We start from the raw sequence: 297 nt of genomic DNA, 5'->3' as shown, positions 1-297 counted from the left end.
TCTACCAGGGGAATGCCGATGGTCCGGAAGAACTCCAGTATGCCGGTTGATATAGGGGCTGCCCCGGTGAGCGCAATACTGCATCGGCGCAGGCCGATAAAATTCTGCAAGGCGCGCAACACAAGCCAGTAACTGATGCCATACAGGCATTTCTCCTTCAGGTTCCAGTCTGCGCGGGGTTTCGTGGCCATAGGCGAACACACCCGGATTGCCCATTTGAACAATGCCTGCCGCAAACGCCCGGTCTCCTGAATCTTGATGTAGATGGACGAGTGCAGTTTCTCCCATATCCTCGGC

1 pseudogene is annotated in these 297 nt (G+C 55.9%); it reads right to left on the bottom strand.

The annotated features are described in order from the left end of the window. Nucleotides 1-191 (bottom strand): annotated as a pseudogene (locus B2W52_RS17575) (long-chain fatty acid--CoA ligase); the annotation flags it as partial. Between the last annotated feature and the right edge of the window lie 106 nt (nucleotides 192-297).

Origin of the sequence: Marinobacter sp. UBA2498 (assembly GCF_002341575.1) — a bacterium.
GTDB classification, from domain to species: Bacteria; Pseudomonadota; Gammaproteobacteria; order Pseudomonadales; family Oleiphilaceae; genus Marinobacter; species Marinobacter manganoxydans.
This window is presented reverse-complemented; position numbering and strand designations above follow the sequence as displayed.